At 66.0% G+C, this 16,734-nt stretch carries 11 protein-coding genes and 1 pseudogene; 4 read left to right on the top strand and 8 right to left on the bottom strand.

From position 1 onward, the window contains the following. Nucleotides 1-65 precede the first annotated feature (65 nt). Nucleotides 66-1,892 carry a translational GTPase TypA gene (gene typA / locus WT26_RS10820; protein ID WP_027787683.1) on the bottom strand — a complete coding sequence of 609 codons (1,827 nt, stop codon included), beginning with the start codon at nucleotides 1,890-1,892 and terminating at the stop codon, nucleotides 66-68. 319 nt (nucleotides 1,893-2,211) lie between these two features. Here typA and WT26_RS10815 point away from each other — a divergent pair, with 319 nt between their 5' ends. From WT26_RS10815 to WT26_RS10800, 4 genes and pseudogenes are all read left to right on the top strand, one after another. Continuing rightward, nucleotides 2,212-2,709 carry a MarR family winged helix-turn-helix transcriptional regulator gene (locus tag WT26_RS10815; RefSeq protein WP_069272845.1) on the top strand — a complete coding sequence of 166 codons (498 nt, stop codon included), beginning with the start codon at nucleotides 2,212-2,214 and terminating at the stop codon, nucleotides 2,707-2,709. Nucleotides 2,710-2,793: 84 nt separating this feature from the next. Further along, nucleotides 2,794-4,308 carry an efflux transporter outer membrane subunit gene (locus WT26_RS10810; protein WP_069272844.1) on the top strand — a complete coding sequence of 505 codons (1,515 nt, stop codon included), beginning with the start codon at nucleotides 2,794-2,796 and terminating at the stop codon, nucleotides 4,306-4,308. Nucleotides 4,309-4,360: 52 nt separating this feature from the next. After that, nucleotides 4,361-5,589: pseudogene (locus tag WT26_RS10805) on the top strand (efflux RND transporter periplasmic adaptor subunit). Nucleotides 5,590-5,617: 28 nt separating this feature from the next. After that, nucleotides 5,618-7,177: a DHA2 family efflux MFS transporter permease subunit gene (locus WT26_RS10800; protein ID WP_069272843.1), complete on the top strand. Its 1,560-nt coding sequence runs from the start codon at nucleotides 5,618-5,620 to the stop codon at nucleotides 7,175-7,177. A gap of 95 nt (nucleotides 7,178-7,272) precedes the next feature. On the opposite strand, the gene truB is transcribed toward WT26_RS10800, so the two are convergent. The 7 genes from truB to scpB form a co-directional block, all read right to left on the bottom strand. Continuing rightward, nucleotides 7,273-8,205 carry a tRNA pseudouridine(55) synthase TruB gene (gene truB / locus WT26_RS10795; RefSeq protein ID WP_069272842.1) on the bottom strand — a complete coding sequence of 311 codons (933 nt, stop codon included), beginning with the start codon at nucleotides 8,203-8,205 and terminating at the stop codon, nucleotides 7,273-7,275. Nucleotides 8,206-8,218: 13 nt separating this feature from the next. Beyond that, nucleotides 8,219-8,617 carry a 30S ribosome-binding factor RbfA gene (gene rbfA, locus WT26_RS10790; RefSeq protein WP_021162402.1) on the bottom strand — a complete coding sequence of 133 codons (399 nt, stop codon included), beginning with the start codon at nucleotides 8,615-8,617 and terminating at the stop codon, nucleotides 8,219-8,221. A gap of 114 nt (nucleotides 8,618-8,731) precedes the next feature. Further along, nucleotides 8,732-11,641 carry a translation initiation factor IF-2 gene (gene infB / locus WT26_RS10785; RefSeq protein WP_069272841.1) on the bottom strand — a complete coding sequence of 970 codons (2,910 nt, stop codon included), beginning with the start codon at nucleotides 11,639-11,641 and terminating at the stop codon, nucleotides 8,732-8,734. Nucleotides 11,642-11,732: 91 nt separating this feature from the next. Further along, the gene (gene nusA, locus WT26_RS10780) at nucleotides 11,733-13,208 is read right to left on the bottom strand and encodes a transcription termination factor NusA (RefSeq protein ID WP_006476166.1); all 1,476 of its coding nucleotides are present in this window, start codon (nucleotides 13,206-13,208) and stop codon (nucleotides 11,733-11,735) included. Beyond that, nucleotides 13,208-13,666 (bottom strand): ribosome maturation factor RimP, encoded by a 459-nt coding sequence (gene rimP, locus WT26_RS10775; protein WP_014897219.1) that lies wholly within the window; start codon nucleotides 13,664-13,666, stop codon nucleotides 13,208-13,210. Before rimP ends, nusA begins: the two co-directional genes overlap by 1 nt. A 291-nt stretch (nucleotides 13,667-13,957) precedes the next feature. Then, entirely contained in the window at nucleotides 13,958-15,634 is a 1,677-nt protein-coding gene (gene rluB / locus WT26_RS10770; RefSeq protein WP_069272840.1) for a 23S rRNA pseudouridine(2605) synthase RluB, read from the bottom strand. A gap of 60 nt (nucleotides 15,635-15,694) precedes the next feature. After that, nucleotides 15,695-16,720, bottom strand: a complete 1,026-nt coding sequence (gene scpB / locus WT26_RS10765) for an SMC-Scp complex subunit ScpB (RefSeq protein WP_069272839.1) — start codon at nucleotides 16,718-16,720, stop codon at nucleotides 15,695-15,697. Nucleotides 16,721-16,734: the final 14 nt, after the last annotated feature.

The following is a 16,734-nucleotide window of genomic DNA, read 5'->3' as shown; positions in this document are numbered from 1 at the left end:
GCGCGGATGCGAAAAAGCCGCCCGGAGGCGGCTTTTTTCGTGTTGCCCGGAGTGCTTCGACGCGCTCAGTCGACCGCGCCTTCGCGGCTCGCGCGGCGACGCTCGTGCTCCTTCAGGAAGCGCTTGCGCAGGCGGATCGACTGCGGCGTCACTTCGACGAGTTCGTCGTCGTCGATGAATTCGACCGCGTACTCGAGCGACATCTGGACCGGCGGCACCAGGCGCACGGCCTCGTCGGTGCCCGACGCGCGCACGTTGGTCAGCTGCTTGCCCTTGATCGGGTTCACGACGAGGTCGTTGTCGCGGCTGTGGATGCCGATGATCATGCCCTCATAGAGCGCATCGCCCGGCTTCACGAACATGCGGCCGCGATCCTGCAGCTTCCACAGTGCGTAGGCCACGGCAGCGCCGTCGTCCTGCGAGATCAGCACGCCGTTGCGGCGCTCGAAGACCGAACCGTCCTTGACCGGCGCGTACGAGTCGAAGATGTGGCTCATCAGGCCCGTGCCACGCGTGAGCGTCAGGAATTCGCTCTGGAAGCCGATCAGGCCGCGCGCCGAGATCTTGTACTCCAGGCGCGTGCGGCCACGGCCGTCCGATGCCATGTCGAGCATCTCGCCCTTGCGCCGGCCGAGCTCTTCCATCACGCCACCCTGGTGCTCGTCCTCGACGTCGACGGTCAGCAGTTCGTACGGCTCGTGACGCACGCCGTCGATTTCCTGCATCACGACGCGCGGACGCGACACGGCCAGCTCATAGCCTTCACGGCGCATGTTCTCGACGAGAATCGTCAGGTGCAGCTCGCCGCGGCCCGACACTTCGAACACCGTTTCGTCGCCGGTGTCCTTCACGCGCAGCGCGACGTTGTGGTTCAGTTCCTTCATCAGGCGGTCGCGGATCTGGCGGCTCGTGACGAACTTGCCTTCGCGGCCGGCGAGCGGCGACGAGTTGACGAGGAAGTTCATCGTCAGCGTCGGCTCGTCGACGGTGATCATCGGCAGCGCTTCCGGCGTATCGACCGCGCAGATCGTTGCGCCGATACCGACGTCTTCAATACCGTTGATCAGCACGATGTCGCCCGCTTCGGCCGATTCGACCTGCACGCGCTCGAGGCCGGTGAACGACAGCACCTGGTTGATCTTGCGGTTCAGCACTTCGCCTTCCGGCCCGAAGCGCATCGCGACCGGCTGGCCCGGCTTGATGCGACCGCGCGTGATGCGGCCGACGCCGATCCGGCCGACGTACGTCGAATAGTCGAGCGACGTGATCTGCAGCTGCAGCGGCGCGTCCGGATCCGCCGGACGGACCGGCACGTGCTCGAGGACCGCCTCGAACAGCGGGCGCATGTCGCCTTCGCGCGCGGCCGGGTCGAGCGACGCATAGCCGTTCAGGCCCGATGCGTAGACGATCGGGAAGTCGAGCTGCTCTTCGGTTGCGCCGAGCTTGTCGAACAGGTCGAAGGTCTGGTTGATGACCCAGTCGATCCGCGCACCCGGACGGTCGATCTTGTTGACGATGACGATCGGCTTCAGGCCGAGCGCGAGCGCCTTCTTCGTGACGAAGCGCGTCTGCGGCATCGGGCCCTCGACCGCGTCGACGAGCAGCAGCACCGAGTCGACCATCGACAGCACGCGCTCGACCTCGCCACCGAAGTCCGCGTGCCCCGGCGTGTCGACGATGTTGATGTGCGTGCCTTCGTACTCGACCGCGCAGTTCTTCGCGAGAATCGTGATCCCGCGCTCTTTTTCGATGTCGTTCGAGTCCATCACCCGCTCCGCAACCTGCTGGTTCTCGCGGAAGGTGCCGGACTGGCGGAGCAGTTGGTCGACGAGCGTGGTCTTGCCGTGGTCGACGTGGGCGATGATGGCGATATTGCGAAGGGCGCGGGTCATAGAAACCTGGAAATCGATTGGGTGCGCAAATACGCACGCCCGTTGGTCACGTGCGTGCGCGATGCACAACTTGGAAACCGCAAATTATAGCACGCGCGAATGACGCGAACGGTCCGCGCGCTGCGCCGCAACAAACCGGGGCCGCGATCCCCTGTCCGCCAATGCGCCGGGCGCCCGCCCCGCCATCTGACAAAAACCCTCTTCCATATAGGGCATTGGGCAGCGCCCTGCACACCCAAGGCCGTTCGATTAACATTTGCCGCGGCAAGCAACTGTGCCTATACTGCTGCCTAGTCAACTATTGCAGCTTCAGGGTTTTATGTCGGATCCCTCCTCTTCCCAGCCGCAGTCCGTCTCGCTTTCGACTTATCAGGTGAACGACAGCGTCGGTTATCTGATGTCGCGCGTGAAGTCGGTGATGACCAACCTCGTCACGCAACGCACGCAGGAAGAGCTCGGCATCACGGGCACGCAGGCGAGCATGCTGTTCATGATCGCGGTCGGCAAGTGCTCGACGGCCGCCGAGCTTGCACGCGAGTACGGGATCGACGCGAGCGCGGTCACCCGGCTGCTCGACCGGGTCGAGAAACGCGGCCTGCTGTCCCGCGTCCGCAGCATCGAGGATCGGCGTGTCGTGCGTCTCGAGCTGACCGACGAAGGCCGTGCGCTCGCCGAACGGCTGCCGCCGATTTTCCGCAGCGTGCTCGACCAGGTGCTGGACGGATTTACGCCGGAAGAAGTCGGGTTCCTGAAGAGCATGCTGCGCCGCATTCTCGGCAATGCATGCGAGACGACCGGCGGCAGCACGCCGCAATAATTGCAACAACAATCATCTTTGACAGATTAATGTAAGGAAATCCTTGCAGTGTCCATCATTCATTCCGAGTCAGGGATCAGCGCGATGAAATCCTCCCCGTTGTCCGTGCGCGCCGGGTCGTGCCGCACCGCCGTCGCCGTCGCGGTCGCCGCACTGGCGCTGGCGGGCTGCGCGAACTACATCGGCATCAAGAGCGACAAGCAGATCGCCCCGGCGTCGCAATTCGAATCCGCCCGGAGCCTGCCGGCCCAGGGCGGCCAGTGGCCGGCGCTCGACTGGGCCAGCCAGTTCGGCGATCCGCAGTTGCCGAAGCTGATCGACGAAGCCCTGCAGGACAATCCGTCGATCGCGCAGGCACAGGCGCGCATCGCAAAGGCGTCGTCGTACATCGAATCGTCGCGTTCGAACCTGATGCCCAAGGCGGAAGCCAGCTATTCGTGGAATCGCCAGCTGTATTCGAGCAACGCGCTGTTCCCGCCGCCGTACGGCGGCCAGTGGTACAGCGAGAACAACGCGCTCGCGAGCGCGTCGTGGGAACTCGACCTGTGGGGCAAGAACCGCGAGCGCCTGCACACCGCCGTATCGCAGGAAAAGGCGGCCGAAGCCGACATGCAGCAGGCACGCATCACGCTCGCATCGTCGGTCGCACGCACCTACAACTCGCTCGCGCAGCTCTATGCGCTGCGCGATATCGCCCAACGCGAGATCGTCAACCGCCAGACGGTCGGCAAGATCACCGACGGCCGCGTAACGGCCGGCCTCGACACCAACGTCGAACGCCAGACGGCCCGCGGCAATATCGCGACGACCCAGGCTTCGCTGTCCGATCTCGACGGGCAGATCACGACCGTGCGCTACCAGCTTGCCGCCCTGCTCGGCAAGGGGCCGGACCGCGGCCTGCAGATCGCCGCGCCGGTGCTGAATCCGGGCGGCGCCGTCGCGCTGCCCGGCAACCTGCCCGCCGACCTCGTGTCGCGGCGCCCCGACATCGTCGCCGCGCGCTGGCAGGTCGAAGCCGCGATGCACGACGTGAAGGAAGCGAAGGCCGAGTTCTACCCCGACGTCAACCTTGCGGCCGGTTTCGGCTTCGATGCGTTCGGCTGGGGCAAATTCCTGAACTTCGCGAGCCGCCAGGCGCAATTCGGCCCGGCGATCCACCTGCCGATCTTCGACGGCGGCGCGCTGCGCGCGCAGCTCAAGGGCCGCTATGCGGACTTCGACCTGTCGGTCGCGAACTACAACCAGACACTGATCAGCGCACTGAACGACGTCGCGACGCAGGTCGCGTCGATCCGCGCGATCGATCGGCAAATGGACGACGCGCAGCGGGCGCTCGACGCGTCGACGAAGGCATACGACCTCGCGGTGATCCGCTACAAGGCCGGCCTGTCACCGCAACTGCAGGTGCTGAACGCGGACAGCAACCGCCTCGCATCGGAACAGACCGTGACCAACCTGAAGATGCGGCGGCGCGACATGCAGCTCGCGCTGATCAAGGCGCTCGGCGGCGGCTTCGACGCCACCGGCACCCGCCTCGCCGCACCCGATGCCGAACAGCGCACCGCGCAGGCCAAGGCCGCGCAACAGGCCGCGAACTGAATCGGCACGACCACTACGCAGACACTCGAAACAACGGACGGAGAAAATCGCCATGAGCGACCCTCAACAGAACGCCGCCAGCGCCCAGGCGCAGAGTAACGGCAAGCGCAAGCGCATGATGACGCTGCTCGTCGCGGTCATCGTGATCGCGGCCATTGCCTACGGGCTGTACTACTTCCTCGTCGCGCGCTTCCACGAATCGACCGACGACGCCTACGTGAACGGCAACGTCGTGCAGATCACGCCGCAGGTCACCGGCACCGTGATCGCGGTGAAGGCCGACGACACGCAGACGGTGAAGGCCGGCGATTCGCTCGTGCTGCTCGACCCGGCCGATTCACAGGTCGCGCTGCAGCAGGCCGAGGCGAACCTCGCGCAGACGGTGCGCAAGGTGCGCGGCCTGTTCGTCAACGACGACCAGTACCGTGCGCAGGTTGCGCTGCGCCAGTCGGACCTGTCGCGCGCCGAGGACGACCTGCGCCGCCGCCTTGCGGTCGCGCAGACCGGCGCCGTGTCGCAGGAAGAGATCTCGCATGCGCGTGACGCGGTAAAGGGCGCGCCGCCCAGGCATCGCTCGACGCCTCGCAGCAGCAACTCGCGTCGAACCGCGCGCTGACCGCGAACACGACGATCGCGTCGCACCCGAACGTGCTCGCCGCGGCCGCGAAGGTCCGCGACGCGTATCTCGCCAACGCGCGCAACACGCTGCCCGCCCCCGTTACCGGCTATGTCGCGAAGCGCACGGTGCAGGTCGGCCAGCGCGTGTCGCCGGGCACGCCGCTGATGTCGGTGGTGCCGCTTAACGCAGTGTGGGTCGATGCGAACTTCAAGGAAGTCCAGCTCAACCACATGCGCATCGGCCAGCCGGTCGAGCTGACGGCCGACATCTACGGCTCGTCGGCGGTCTACCACGGCAAGGTCATCGGCTTCTCGGCCGGCACCGGCTCCGCGTTTTCGCTGCTGCCGGCGCAGAACGCGACCGGCAACTGGATCAAGGTCGTGCAGCGCCTGCCGGTGCGGATCGAGCTCGATCCGAAGGATCTCGACAAGCACCCGCTGCGCATCGGCCTGTCGATGCAGGTCGACGTCAACATCAAGGACGAGAGCGGCAACCAGCTCGGCAACGTGCAGAACACGGTCTACCAGACCGACGTGTTCGCGAAGTACGGCGACGAAGCGAACGCCGAAATCGCGCGCATCGTTGCGGAGAACGCGGGCGGCAACGCGTCGGCCCCGGCGCCGGCCGTGGCGAAGCAAGGCAGCATCGCGAAGATGATGTAACCCGTTCCGTTCCCGGAAGACCATCGACATGGCACAGGCACCTGTCTCTCACCCGCCCTTGCAGGGCGGGCAGCTCGTGATCGGGACGATCGCGGTATCGCTCGCGGTGTTCATGAACGTGCTCGACACGTCGATTGCGAACGTCGCGATCCCGACCATCTCGGGCGATCTCGGCGTGTCGGCCGACCAGGGCACATGGGTCATCACGTCGTTCGCGGTCGCGAACGCGATCTCCGTGCCGCTGACGGGCTGGCTCACCGATCGCTTCGGCCAGGTTCGCCTGTTCCTCGCGTCGATCATCCTGTTCGTCATTTCGTCGTGGATGTGCGGACTCTCGCCGACACTGCCGTTCCTGCTCGTGTCGCGCGTGATCCAGGGCGCCGTCGCGGGCCCGATGATTCCGCTGTCGCAAGCGCTCCTGCTGTCGAGCTATCCACGTGCCAAGGCGCCGATGGCGCTCGCGCTATGGGCGATGACGACGCTGATCGCGCCCGTTGCCGGCCCGATCCTCGGCGGCTGGATCTCGGACAACTACTCGTGGCCGTGGATCTTCTACGTCAACATCCCGGTCGGCATCGCCGCCGCGATCGCGACGTGGATGATCTACCGCCAGCGGGAATCGGTCGTGCGCCGCGCGCCGATCGACGGCGTGGGTCTCGCCCTGCTGATCGTCTGGGTCGGTTCGCTGCAGATCATGCTTGACAAGGGCAAGGATCTCGACTGGTTCGCGTCGACGACCATCATCGTGCTCGCGCTGACCGCCGTCATCGCGTTCGCGTTTTTCGTCATCTGGGAGCTGACCGCCGAGCACCCGGTCGTCGACCTGTCGCTGTTCCGCATGCGGAACTTCACCGGCGGCACCGTCGCGCTGTCGATCGGGTACGGCCTGTACTTCGGCAACCTCGTGCTGTTGCCGCTGTGGCTGCAGACGCAGATCGGCTACACCGCGACCGACGCCGGCCTCGTGATGGCGCCGGTCGGGCTGTTCGCGATCCTGCTGTCGCCGCTCACCGGGAAGTACCTGCCGCGCACCGATCCGCGCTATATCTCGACGGCATCGTTCCTGACGTTTGCGCTGTGCTTCTGGATGCGGTCGCGCTACACGACGGGCGTCGACGAATGGTCGCTGACGCTGCCGACGCTCGTACAGGGCATCGCGATGGCCGGCTTCTTCATCCCGCTGGTATCGATCACGCTGTCCGGCCTGCCCGGCCACCGCATTCCCGCGGCATCGGGCCTGTCGAACTTCGTGCGGATCATGTGCGGCGGCATCGGCACGTCGATCTTCCAGACGGCCTGGGATCATCGCAACAACTTCCATCACGCGCAGCTGGTCGAGCAGACGAACGTCTACAACCCGACGTTCAACCAGGCCGTCACGCAGATGGGCAACCTCGGGCTGACGCAGGACCAGGCACACGGGCTGATCAACAACCTGGCCACGCAGCAGGCCGCGCAGCTCGGCGTGAACGACCTGTTCTACATCTCGGCGGCGATCTTCGTGCTGCTGATCGGGCTGATCTGGATCACGAAACCGGAACGCGCGGGCGGCGGCGACGCCGGCGCGGCGGCCTCGGCGGCGCACTGAACGCAGCGCCCGCCGGCGCACAAGACAAAAGGCCCGGTCGACAACGACCGGGCCTTTTTTTCATGCCGCCGGCAATGCCGGCGCGCCGCGCGGCTTCACGCCGCCGTGACGACGAGCCGCTCCGGCGCCAGCACGCCGTTTGCCTTGCGGGCCACGCCGAGCAGGCGAGTCGCGTCGTAGACCCTCACCCGCTCGCCTTCGCTCGCGTCGATACGCGCAATCTCCGACAGCTTCAGGCGCTGCCCGTGCAGGAACCGCTTCGCGCTGGTTTCGTCGAGACGAACCAGCGGAAACGTCGACAGCAATGCATCGACCGGCTGGAGCCACGCATCACGCGCCGCTTCGTCGGCATCGGACAGCGCATCGAGCGTCACCGCATGCTCGAGCGTCAGCGCACCGACGCCCGTGCGCCGCAGCATCGTCAGATGCGCACCGCAACCGAGCGCCTCGCCGATATCCTCTGCCAGCGTTCGCACGTAAGTGCCCTTGCTGCAGGTCACGCGAAACGTCACGTCAGGCAGGTCGCACGCGAGCAGGTCGAGGGCGAGGATCGTCACGTTGCGGCCTTCGCGTTCGACGGTCTGCCCCGCGCGCGCATATTCGTACAGCGGCTTGCCATCGCGCTTGAGCGCCGAATACATCGGCGGCACCTGCACGATCTCGCCGGTGAAGCGCACGAGCGCGGCTTCCACCGCCGCGCGGTCGCATTCGACCGGGCGCGTGTCGATCACCTCGCCTTCCGCGTCGCCGGTAGCCGTACGCTGGCCGAGACGCATCGTCGCTTCGTAGGTCTTGTCCGCTTCGAGCAGATCCTGCGAGAACTTCGTCGCCTCGCCGAAACACAGCGGCAGCAAACCCGAAGCCAGGGGATCGAGCGTACCGGTGTGACCGGCTTTCTTCGCGAGCAGCAGGCGCTTCGCGCGAATCAGTGCATCGTTGCTCGACAGGCCGACCGGCTTGTCGAGCAGGAGGACGCCGTCCAGCACGCGCCGGGGCACGCGCGGACGTTGGGATGCTGCAGTCGTCATAGGCCGGTCGAGCTCAGTCGTCCTTGGTAGCCGCGTCGGCCTCGTCGTCGTCCTTCGCGCGCGTCGAGTTCGCTTCCTTGATCAGGCGCGACATTTCCACGGCCTTCTCGATCGTCTGGTCGTAGTGGAAATGCAGCGTCGGCACCGTATGGATGTGCAGGCGCTTGAACAACAGGTTGTGCAAGTGACCCGACGCGTGGTTCAGCGCTTCCTGCGTCTTGGCCGGATCGCCGGTCAATGCGGTGAAGTAGACCTTCGCGTGCGCGTAATCCGGCGTGAGTTCGACGCTCTGGATGGTCACGATGCCGATGCGCGGGTCCTTGACCTCGCGCATGATGAGTTCGGACAGATCGCGCTGAATCTGGTCAGCGATCTGCACGTTGCGATTGGGGGAAGTACGTTTCCTGGACATGATCGATCCGTGATCCGTTTATCAGGATGAAGCGGCGGCCCGTGTTGGCACGCCACCATGAAAATGGGCGGGACAGGCCCAAGCCTGCCCCGCCCATGAGCCGATGCGCGAGGATTACAGCGTACGCGCGACTTCGGTCACTTCGAAGACTTCGAACTGGTCGCCTTCGATGACGTCGTTGAAGTTCTTCACCGACATACCGCACTCGAAGCCTTGCTTCACTTCCTTCACGTCGTCCTTGAAACGCTTCAGCGATTCGAGTTCGCCCGTGAAGATCACGACGTTGTTGCGCAGCACGCGAACCGACGACGAGCGCTTGACGATACCGTCCGTGACCATACAGCCGGCGACCGTGCCGACCTTCGGCACCTTGAACACCTGGCGCACCTCGACCATGCCGGTGACGACTTCGCGCTTCTCCGGCGCCAGCATGCCCGACATTGCCGCCTTCACCTCGTCCACTGCGTCGTAGATGATGTTGTAGTAGCGGATGTCGATGCCATTCGCTTCGGCCAGCTTGCGCGCCTGTGCATCCGCACGCGTGTTGAAGCCGATGATGACAGCCTTCGATGCCGTTGCGAGGTTGACGTCGTTTTCGCTGATGCCGCCCACCGCGCTGTGCACGATCTGCACGCGCACTTCGTCGGTCGACAGCTTGAGCAGCGACTGCACGAGCGCTTCCTGCGAGCCCTGCACGTCCGCCTTGATGATGAGCGGCAGGTTCTGCACTTCACCTTCGCCCATCTGCTCGAGCATGCTTTCCAGCTTCGCGGCCTGCTGCTTCGCCAGCTTCACGTCGCGGAACTTGCCCTGACGGAACAATGCGATTTCACGCGCCTTGCGCTCGTCCGGCAGCACGATCACTTCCTCGCCCGCGCCCGGCACTTCCGACAGACCCTGGATTTCGACCGGGATCGACGGGCCGGCTTCCTTCGTCGGCTTGCCGTTTTCGTCGAGCATCGCGCGCACGCGGCCGTAGGCCGTACCCGCCAGCACGATGTCGCCGCGGTTCAGCGTGCCGGACTGCACGAGGATCGTCGCGACCGGGCCCTTGCCCTTGTCGAGCTTCGCTTCGATCACGATACCCTTGGCCGGCGCTTCGACCGGGGCCTTCAGCTCCAGCACTTCGGCTTGCAGCAGCACGTTCTCGAGCAGATCGTCGATGCCGGCACCCGTCTTGGCCGACACCGGCACGAACGGCGAATCGCCACCGTATTCTTCCGGCACGACGCCTTCCGCGACCAGTTCCTGCTTGACGCGATCGGGGTTCGCTTCCGGCTTGTCGATCTTGTTGATCGCGACGACGATCGGCACGCCACCCGCCTTCGCGTGGGCGATGGCTTCCTTCGTCTGCGGCATCACGCCGTCGTCGGCTGCTACCACCAGCACCACGATGTCGGTCGCCTTCGCGCCGCGTGCACGCATTGCCGTGAACGCCTCATGACCCGGCGTATCGAGGAACGTGATGACGCCACGCGGCGTATCGACGTGATACGCGCCGATGTGCTGCGTAATGCCGCCCGCTTCGCCTGCGGCAACCTTCGCGCGGCGGATGTGGTCGAGCAGCGAGGTCTTGCCGTGGTCGACGTGACCCATCACCGTGACGACCGGCGGACGCGGCAGTTGCTCGGCGTCGGTACCGGTTTCGCCTTCGACGAGCAGCGCTTCCGGATCGTCCAGCTTCGCGGCAACCGCGCGGTGGCCCAGCTCCTCGACGACGATCATCGCCGTTTCCTGGTCCAGCACCTGGTTGATCGTGACCATCTGGCCCATCTTCATCATCACCTTGATGACTTCGGAGGCCTTGATCGACATCTTGTGCGCGAGATCGGCAACCGACACGGTTTCCGGCACGTGCACTTCACGGACGATCGGCTCGGTCGGTGCCTGGAAGGACGATGCGCTGTCCTGGTGACGGCCACGACCCTTCGGGCCGCCGCGCCAGCCGCGGTCGACGCCGCCGCTCGAATCGCCGCGCGTCTTGATGCCGCGACGCTTCGACGCGTCGTCCTGCCAGCCGCCCTTGCCTGCGCCCGGCTTCTTGTTGCGGTCGCCCGCGCCTGCCGGCGCCTGCGTCGTCGCCGGTGCCGCACCGGCCGGCTTCTTCACGGCCGGACGCGCCTGCGCGCCTTCCGGCTTTGCCGGCTTGTGCAGCGTGCCCTTCGCTTCGGCCGGCTTCGGCGGCTCGACCGGCTTCGGCGGCTCGACTGCCTTGACCACGGCCTTGCGCGGCGTGTTCATCATCTCGCGAATCGCACGCGCTTCGGCTTCTGCCGCCGCACGGCGCTTGCTGATCTCTTCCTGCTCGGCGCGCGCCTTGTCCGCCGCCTCGCGGGCAGCGTCTTCAGCCTTCTTCGCCGCTTCGCGCTGCGCCGCACGTTCGGCGGCCGCGCGCTCATCGTCCTGCGAGGATTGCGAGCGCGATTCCTGTTCGGCCGCTGCCGCCTGCTGGGCGGCAGCCTGCTTCGCCGCCGCTTCGGCCGCGGCACGCTTCGCCGCCGCTTCTTCCTCGGCGCGACGACGCTCGGCTTCGGCCGCTTCCTCGCGGGCGCGACGTTCCGCTTCCTCGCGCTCGAGGCGCTCCTGACGCTCGCGCAGTTCCTGCGCCTGCTTCTCGAGCAGCTCGGCCTCGCGGCGCGCTTCTTCCTCGCGACGCTTCAGTTCTGCATCGTCGTCCGCTTCGGCGACCTGCCCCTGACCCTGTTCCGCACCTTCGGCCACGTCGTCGCGCTTGACGAACGTACGCTTCTTGCGGACCTCGACCTGAATGGTGCGAGCCTTGCCCGTCGCGTCAGATTGCTTGATCTCCGACGTATGCTTGCGGGTCAGCGTGATCTTGCGCTTGTCGCCGTCGGTTGCGCCGTGCGACTTGCGCAAATGATCGAGCAGACGCGCCTTGTCCGTTTCGGACAGCGCATCGTCTTCACTCGCTTTCTGGACGCCCGCTGCCTGCAGCTGTTCGAGCAGCACACCAGCAGGCATTTTCAGTTCCGCGGCAAATTGGGCTACGTTGTTACTCGCCATTCATTCCTCTTAGTGCAAGGACCGATTCCTTGCGGTTAGCATCGGGTCAGGCCATACGGCCGCCATCAAATCAGTGCGCCATGGTCATTTCTCACTGGAACCAGTGTTCACGTGCTTTCATGATCAACGCCTTAGCGGCATCCTCTTCCATCCCGGTCATGTCGACCAGTTCATCCACAGCCAGCTCGGCGAGATCGTCGCGCGTCTGCACGCCGTGTTCGGCCAGCTTCGCGAGCAGCTCCGGCGTGATGCCGTCGAGGCTCTTGAGATCCAGCGCTGCGTTCTCGACCTTTTCTTCGTTCGCGATGGCCATCGTCAACAGCGCGTCGCGTGCGCGGTTGCGCAGTTCGTGCACGGTGTCCTCGTCGAACGCCTCGATTTCGAGCATTTCGTTGAGCGGCACGTACGCAATCTCTTCCAGGCTCGTGAAGCCCTCGTCGATCAGGATGTCGGCAACTTCTTCGTCGACGTCGAGACGCGCCATGAACAGCGCACGCAGCCGGTCGCGCTCTTCACCCTGCTTCAGGGCGGATTCGTCCGGCGTCATGATATTGATCTGCCAGCCGGTCAGTTCGCCAGCAAGACGAACGTTCTGACCGCTGCGGCCGATCGCGACAGCCAGCTCGTTCTCGTCGACGACGACGTCCATCGAGTGCTTTTCTTCATCGACGACAATCGACTGGACAGCTGCCGGCGCGAGCGCGCCGATCACGAACTGGGCGGGATCCTCCGACCATAGCACGATGTCGATGTTTTCGCCACCGAGCTCGTTGCGCACGGCCTGCACGCGGGAACCGCGGATACCGACGCAGGTGCCGATCGGATCGATCCGCTTGTCGTACGCGATGACGCCGATCTTCGCGCGCACGCCCGGGTCGCGGGCAGCCGCCTTGATCTCGAGCAGGCCCTGCTCGATTTCCGGCACTTCCATCTCGAACAGCTTCATCAGGAACTCGGGCGCCGTACGCGACAGCTCGATCTGCGGGCCGCGCGCGGTGCGGTCGACCTTCGCGATGTACGCGCGCACGCGGTCGCCCACGCGCAGGTTTTCCTTCGGGATCAGCTGGTCGCGGCGCAGCAGCGCCTCGACACGGCCCGATTCGACGATGAAGTTGCCCTTGTCGAGGCGCTTCACCGTACCCGTCATGATCTTTTCGCCACGTTCGAGGTAATCGTTCAGGATCTGCTCGCGCTCGGCGTCGCGCACCTTCTGCAGGATCACCTGCTTCGCGGCCTGCGCGCCAATGCGACCGAACTCGATCGACGGAACGGGTTCCTCGACATACTCGCCGACTTCGACGTCGGGCTTCTGCTCACGCGCTTCGAACAGCAGGATCTCGCGATCCGGCTCCTGCAAGCCTGCCTCGTCGGGCACGACGAGCCAGCGACGGAAGGTTTCGTGCTCGCCGCTTTCGCGATCGATATGGACGCGGATTTCGGCGCCTTCGTCGAACAGCTTCTTGGAAGCGGACGCGAGCGCAGCCTCGAGGGCGCCCAGCACCACATCCTTGTCGACGTTTTTCTCGCGCGCCAGCGCATCCACCAGCATCAACACTTCGCGACTCATTATTTGCGGCTCCTAAAGTCAACTTGCGGAATCAGGCGGGCTTTGTCGATATCGGCCAGCGTGAAATCCAGCATGGCCGCCTCGCCCTTTTTCCTCTCAAATTCCAAACCGATCGTTTCGCCATTCGGCGCGTGCAGAATGCCCCGGTACGTCTTGCGCCCGTCCAGCGGCTTTTTCAAGGTCACGGAAACTTCGCTGCCGGCGAAGCGCTCGAAGTCGGCCAGCTTCTTCAACGGGCGGTCGAGCCCCGGGGACGAGACTTCGAGCCGTTCGTAATCGATGTTTTCGACCGTCAAGACGTGCTGGAGCTGACGCGTGACCTTTTCGCAATCTTCGAGCGAGATGCCGGCAGGCTGATCGATATAGATGCAAAGCATGCCGCGCCCAGTGCGCTCGAGATCCACCAGCTCGTAGCCGAGCCCGGTGACCGTGGTTTCTATCAGTTCCGTCAGTTGCACAGTGTCCTCTCAGGTGTTCGCGCCCGCCGCTCGCGATTCACCCGCGGGCGCGCGCCTTAGCCGGCGCAGGAAGCGCTACCCGAGATGCCTAACCGTTTCAGCAAAAAAAAATGGGCGGAACGCCCATCTTCTTACTGGTGGTCGCACCTGAGCCGCACATTGAATCCGTACGCCCAGCGACTCCGCGATTATAGCGATTTTTGGCGCAAACGCCAAGCGCCCGCCGGCAAAACCGGACCTTCAAACCGATTTCGCCGGCGAGATGCGGCAGGTTGCGCCGCGATCCGCAGCTCAGCGGCCGCGCGAGCGATTCCGCTGCGGACGCTGGCCGCCGCGCGAACCGCCGCTGCCGGCGCCTTCAGCCCGATTGCCGTTCGGATTGCGATTGCCGCCACCCTTGCCGGCGCCGCCGCCACGTTTGTTGCCGCCCGCGCCGTACGACGCGCGGTTGCCGTCGACGTCGCGCCCGCCGCCCGCACGCTGGCCGCTGCCGTAGCCGCCCGACATGCCCGGCATGCCGCCGCCGAAGCCGCTCGGGCCGGCGAAGCCGCCCGCCGCGCCACGTCGCGGGCCGCGCCGCGGCTGCTCGAGGTTGCCGTGCGCCGTCAACACCGGCTCGCGGCTGATGAAGCCCATCGACGTCTGCATCGGATCGGGCTGGCGACGCTCGGCCTGGCCGGCACCGCCGCGCTTGCCCTTCTCCTCGGACGGCGCCTTCAGGCCGACAGTCGCCATCAGCTTGCGCACCTGCGTGTCGTCGAGCTCCTCCCAGCGGCCGCGCTTCAGACCGCGCGGCAGCGGAATCGGGCCGTGACGCGTACGGATCAGGCGGCTCACCATCAGGCCGACCGCCTCGAACATCCGGCGCACTTCGCGGTTGCGGCCTTCGGCCAGCGCGACGTGATACCAGTGGTTCGTCCCCTCGCCGCCGCCGTCGCGGATGCGCAGGAAGTTCGCCGGGCCGTCATCGAGCTCGACACCATGCAGCAGCTTCTGACGCATGCCTTCGGCCAGTTCGCCGACGACGCGCACCGCGTATTCGCGCTCGACGCTGTAGCGCGGATGCATGAACCGGTTTGCGAGGTCACCCGAAGTCGTCAGCATCAACAGACCTTCAGTATTGAAGTCGAGGCGGCCGACCGCGAGCCACTTTGCCGTCTTCATCGGCGGCAGGCGGTCGAACACCGACGGACGGCCTTCCGGATCCGCGTGACTGACGATCTCGCCCGTCGGCTTGTGGTACAGCAGCACCCGCGGCGGCTTGTTCGGCAGCTTGCGCTTGACCGGCTTGCCGTTGATCCGCACCTGGTCGGTCGGCATGATGCGCTGGCCAATGTGCGCGGGCTCGCCGTTCACCGACACGCGGCCGGCGACGATCAGCTCTTCCATCTCACGGCGCGAGCCCATGCCCGCTTCCGCCAGCACCTTGTGAAGCTTCGGCGCGTCGTCGTCCGGCGACAGCACACGCTTGTTCGCCGGCTGGTTGCGGCCGCGACGCAGCATCGGCGCACGCACGCCACTACCGCCCGCGGAGTTGTCGGCGTCGAATGCCGGCGACGTCACGTAGGCGAACAGTTCGTCCTGGGCCGCTTCGCCGGTCGTGCCGGCGGCACTGGCCGCGCCACCGCGCTTGCCCTGGCCGCCCTGGCGCGCCGCGCCTTCTCGCTTGGCCGCCGGCTTGCGACCGCTCCTGGCCGCGCCTTCCTTGCGCGGCGCACGCGCCGGCTGCTGCGCTTCCGCTGCCGCGGCAGGCGTTTCCGCACCTTCCTCGCCCTGCGGCGAACCCTCGGCGCCCTTCGACTTGGCCGCCGCGCGACGTCGCGCGATCAGGCTGCGCGGGCCTCGCCGCAGACCGCGGCGGGGACGCTCGTCGCCACCCTCGGCCGGAGCGCCCTGCTCCGGTGCATCGTCGGCACGCGCTGCCTGTACGGCAGGCGCGGACGATTCAATATCGTGGATATCTGTCAAAACAACCTCAAAATGTCAGGTCTCGCGCCCGGCGCGGGCGCGGCAAGAAGTTGGCCGCGATCAGGCGCGACGCTGTTCGGGTTCTGCTTCGTCGTCCGGCAGCGCGTCGACACCGATGGGTGCACTGGCGCTTCGTACGGCATCGGCGAGACTGTCGGACGTGTCGTCCAGCATCTCGCCGTCCGCGGGACGGGAACGGGAGGCGTCGGCCTGGCCAGCCTCGCCGGGCATGTCGCCGGCCGCTTCCGTTCCGTCTCCGGCAACCGCTTCGGCGGCCGGCTTGCGATCTTCCTCGCTCCAATCCGCGCGCAGCGGCTCGGGCTGCACACCGGCCGGCGTTGCTTCGACGTCGGCTTCTTCTGTTCCCGCACCCTCAACCGCGAGCGTATCGCGGTCCGGCGATTCGTGCGCCGAGGCGCCGCCGGCCTCTGCGCCGGTGGGCCGCGCGGGCGCTTGCGCCGATCCGGACGCATCCGCCGCCGCGTCGTCCGCGGCTGCCGCATCCTCCGCGGCCGGCGCGCCGTCTTCGAAATCCATCGCCTGCTGCGCCAGCAGCGCAGCCTCGATGTTCGCGGCCGGCTCTTCGAGCGCCGGCAGATCATCGAGCGCCTTCAGGCCGAGGTCGTCGAGAAACTGCTTGGTCGTCGCATACAGCGCCGGGCGCCCCGGCACGTCACGATGACCGATCACTTCGATCCAGCCGCGATCCTCGAGTTGCTTGACCACCTGCGTATTGACCGTGACACCGCGAATCTCTTCGATGTCGCCGCGCGTGACGGGTTGCCGGTACGCGATGATCGCGAGCGTCTCCAGCACCGCGCGCGAATATTTCGGCGGCTTCTCGGGATGCAGGCGATCCAGATAGTGACGCATCGCCGGCTTGCTCTGGAAGCGCCATCCGGTCGCCAGCGCCACCAGTTCGACGCCGCGGCCGGACCAATCCTGTTTCAGATCTTCGAGCAACGTGCGGACCGTGTCAGCCGACACGCCGTCGGCAAAGAGCTTGCGCAAATCGCCGAGCTTCAGCGGTTCCTGCGCGCAGATCAAAGCAGTCTCGAGGACGATCTTCGCCTCTTGGGTATTCATGCAGCTAGGCCAGA

This window comes from Burkholderia cepacia (genome assembly GCF_001718835.1).
In the GTDB taxonomy this organism is placed as follows: Bacteria; Pseudomonadota; Gammaproteobacteria; order Burkholderiales; family Burkholderiaceae; genus Burkholderia; species Burkholderia cepacia_F.
This window is presented reverse-complemented; position numbering and strand designations above follow the sequence as displayed.